At 58.9% G+C, this 3,908-nt stretch carries 3 protein-coding genes; 2 read left to right on the top strand and 1 reads right to left on the bottom strand.

What is annotated here, in order from left to right; all coding sequences use genetic code 11:
- Nucleotides 1-342: hypothetical protein (locus QOC89_RS25300; protein WP_323047520.1), on the top strand; the 342-nt coding region annotated here is incomplete at its 5' end.
- Here QOC89_RS25300 and QOC89_RS25305 read toward each other — a convergent pair.
- Entirely contained in the window at nucleotides 337-1,290 is a 954-nt protein-coding gene (locus QOC89_RS25305) for a nitrilase-related carbon-nitrogen hydrolase (RefSeq protein WP_323047521.1), read from the bottom strand. The genes QOC89_RS25300 and QOC89_RS25305 overlap by 6 nt on opposite strands.
- A 703-nt stretch (nucleotides 1,291-1,993) precedes the next feature.
- Between QOC89_RS25305 and QOC89_RS25310 the strand changes: the two genes are divergently transcribed.
- The coding region (locus tag QOC89_RS25310) for an SMP-30/gluconolactonase/LRE family protein (protein ID WP_323047522.1) at nucleotides 1,994-3,908 on the top strand (1,915 nt) is incomplete at its 3' end.

Raw genomic sequence — 3,908 nt, forward strand, 5'->3', positions numbered from 1 at the left:
GCTCGTGTGGATGGGTTCCCATTTCTCGAGTGGGACCTTAACGAAGGGGTGGCCGAGAGGCGGCTGCGACTGTCAATCATGAGGTCGTGTTCGGCCACGAACGGTCGTTCATGGTCGTTTGGCGAACGTCTATTGATGAGCAACGAGTCGCCAGTCGGCGAAGCGGCGGCGACTCGCGATTCGTCAGGCGAGCCAGCTCGTTTCGAAGCGATGTGTGCGGCAACTGAGACTTCGATGGCCATTTCGGCCGATGGCTCCGACAAATCCATATGTCTTGGCGCTGCTGAGATAGAAATTTTAATGGGGAAAGGGATTCGTTCAATCCTGCATCGACCTTCATGAGCCGCGGCTGAATCCATTTTTCTCAAACACGACGGGAGGTGTCGCTGCTTCATTGACATGCAGACGGAAGATGTCCGGACGCGAGTAGTGACCCACGACGTCGAAATCATATTTCGCCCGGGCAAGGTCGTTGAGGTCCAGATCGGCCACGAGCAATGCATCCTGATCAAAGATTGGGCCGGCAGCGAGTTCGCCAAGCGGGCTGACGATGCAGCTTCCACCGCTCATCAGCACAGTTGACGGATCGTTACCCTGGATTGCGGCATAGTCGGTAGGGCAATCCGATCGGCGCAGGTGCTGGCAGGCCGATAAAACAAAGCAACGTCCCTCCAAGGCAACATGCTGCATGGAGGATGCCCATGTCGGCCGACTGTCAGCGGTGGGGGCGCAGTAAATCTGAACACCCTTGGCGTACATTGCCATACGCATCAATGGCATGTAGTTTTCCCAGCAAATGACCGCGCCGAGTCTGCCGAACGGCGTGTCGAAAACTGGGAGCGTCGACCCATCGCCATAGCCCCAGATTAGCCTCTCGCCGGCGGTTGGCATCAGCTTGCGATGCTTGCCGAGCATCGTACCGTCTGGACTGTAAAACAGCGCAGTGCAATACAGCGTGCCGCGGTCCCGCTCGATTACACCGATCACGATGTATTGTTTGTACTCGGCGGCAACGTCGCCCAACCGGCGAGTGCCGGAACTTGGCACCTCGACCGCGCTGTCGTAGTAACGACGATAGTCGTCGCGCCCAGCAGCGGTTCTTCCACCAATTGTCGAGCCGAAATCGAGCCCTTTTGGATAGGCTGAGACGAATGCTTCAGGAAATACGATCAGTTGGGTGCCTTGTCGCGCGGCGTCTGCGGAGAACGTCGCGACTTTATCGATGGTTCTGTCCGCATCGAAGACGACGGATCCCGATTGCACAACCGCAGCACGTAATTTCTGTTGCATCAGAATTCTCCACTAGATAGAGGGGCTTGCAATCGAAAACGCTTCGGCTTACTCGCAGATAACGTGTGCTCACGGTCGTGGATTCCGCTCATCGCAAGCTCAATCGCAACTAATTCGCGCTGGAAAATTCGTAGATCGCGAACACGGCCGCCGGGGATCGCGGCCACAACAAGTATAGGTTGCCCGCAGGCAAAGCTTGTTGCCTGTTCGTCGGGATAGAGCGAAACGTTAGACGATTGGTCGCTCAGGCTCCGGCGGGAGTTCGTAGTCGGGAGGTTGGGCGGCCGCTTGTTCGGCTCGGGGGACATTCGGAGAAGTTCACTGAAGGGCAGCAACGGGTCGAACTGAGCCAATGCCTTGCGGAGGCGGCGGGCCCGGAGGAACCATTCGACAGCACGCCGTGCATCGGCAACAATCGAGTGGTCGTAACCGCCCAAAATTACCGAACGCCCGACTGACAGAGATCAGCAAGGCGCCCCCTTGCGGCGCCGTCATCACGGGTCCAGTTGAAAAATCGCTCAACTCGCGCCGCGCACCGCCGTTAACTCAGACGACATCCCACACCAATTCGACGTGTCACGTCGCACGCTGCGCGACGCACGGGTTCGAATCGTCAGGGTTCGGACTGCAAGTTTGCCAGGGTTGGCAACACCGCACTATGCACGCCTGTATTGCACAGCGTGCGATCGACGAAACATCCCTCATGTTTTTCAAAGGACTCTGTACCGCGTTCGTCGCGGTCATGCTGAGCGCCGCTGCCGCGTCAGTTTGCGAAGCACAATACTCCACCGGCTGGGTAGCCAACACCCATGGTACGGACACAACTCGCGTGGGCAACGTGGCCCGCTCAATGTGGGTGGCACCCGAAGGTGTGATCTACACATCGTCGATGTGGGACGAAAACGAAGGCGGCATTGCGATCTATCAGAACGGCCAGAACATCGGTTCGATCGGGGCGCACGGCGAGTTTCAGGGTGGCGCGATCACGGGCAACTCGACCTCGCTGTTCGCTGCGCTGCAGTTCAGCACCACGTACGGAAGCGGCAAAATTGGCCGATACAACCGGACCAGCCGCACGCGCGACCTGCTCATCACGGTAAGCGGCACGACCACCGAACACCTCGCGGATGTCGTCACCGGACTCGCGACGTCCGGCTCGCTGCTCTATGCAAGCGATTTCCCGGGCAATCGCGTGCGCGTGTTCACGACGTCCGGTGTCTGGCTGCGCGATATCAGCGTGTCAGGGCCGGGCGCGCTGGCGGTGGATGCGGGCGGAAACATCTGGGTCGCGCAACAGAGCCTGGGCGCCGTGATCCAGTTCGGCCCGACCGGCGAACGCCGAAACACCATCCAGTTGCCGGCTAAAGCGCAACCTTCTTCACTGTATTTTGACTCGTCCAGCGGGCAGTTATGGATCGGCGACGAGGGTCCGGATATGAACATCAAGATCTATGACGTGTCCGGCGCGCCGTATGTCGTGGGTACGTTTGGTGTTCAAGGCGGCTTTCTCAATACGGTCACCGGCGTAAAGGGGCAGGTGGGCGACAGGCGCTTTACGCGCGTCACGGGCATCGGCAGGGATTCCGCGCGCAATCTCTACGTTTTGAACAACCCATGGGGCGGGTCGTGGGACCTCGGCCGCAACGGCGGCACCGACATCCACGCGTACGATGGCACCGGGGTTCTGCGCTGGCAGCTCCAGTCGGTGAACTTTGAAGGCAACGCGGCACCGGACCCGGCCACCGACGGAGCGATCTTCTACGGCGCAATGAACATCTATTCGGGCACCGTGGGAGGCACGTTCGTCGCTAACACGATTGATCCGATCACCTACCCGTCCGATCCGCGCATCAATCTAGCCGACCACGAACGCGGCGAACATTTCGCTCAGGTCGCCAGCGTGGGCGGACACCGGATACTCGTCGCAGCGAGCCAGAATCCCGATACTTTTTACTTTTTCCACTTCAACCCGGCGAGCGGGTACATTGCGATTCCCGATAGCACGTTGCCGGGAACGTCCTTCAATACGACGGCGAAAGTCCGCAATGGTTTCTGCCTGGATAGTAAGGGCGATATCTGGGCGGGGCTCGACAAAACCAACGTCATTTCTCACTATCCGCTGACCGGCTTTGATGCGAACGGCAAACCGGTCTGGGGTGCCGCGATCACGATGCCGATCCCGCAAACGATCTCGCAACTGACGCGGATCATCTACCTGCCTGAAAGCGACACGATGATTCTCACGCAAGGGGCAAGCGGCAGCACGGACTGGACCGCGGTCGGATCGCGCGTCGAGGTGTATCACGGCTGGCTGGCCGGCAACAGGACCACGCCGAACCCGGTGATCAATATCACTAGCGCGAATCCCAAATCGATTGTGGCCGCCGGCAATTATCTGTTTGTGGGCTATGTACATACCGTGCCGAATATCGATGCCTTCAACCTCACGACGGGAAAGCTCGACACCACGCTCGTCAATAGCAATCCAAACACAGTCGACGTGGGCAACGACGTGGACTCGATGTACGGACTTCGGGCGTATCGGCGTTCGACCGGCGAATATGAAGTGACGAAGCACAACTACAACGACTCGAGCATTGTGGTGTATCGCTGGACGC

The organism is Paraburkholderia sp. (genome assembly GCF_034668105.1).
Taxonomy (GTDB): domain Bacteria; phylum Pseudomonadota; class Gammaproteobacteria; order Burkholderiales; family Burkholderiaceae; genus Paraburkholderia.

Excerpts from the sequence above, each read along its gene's own strand:
- QOC89_RS25305 (WP_323047521.1), bottom strand. The coding sequence starts at position 1,290 with ATGCAACAGAAATTACGTGCTGCGGTTGTGCAATCGGGATCCGTCGTC.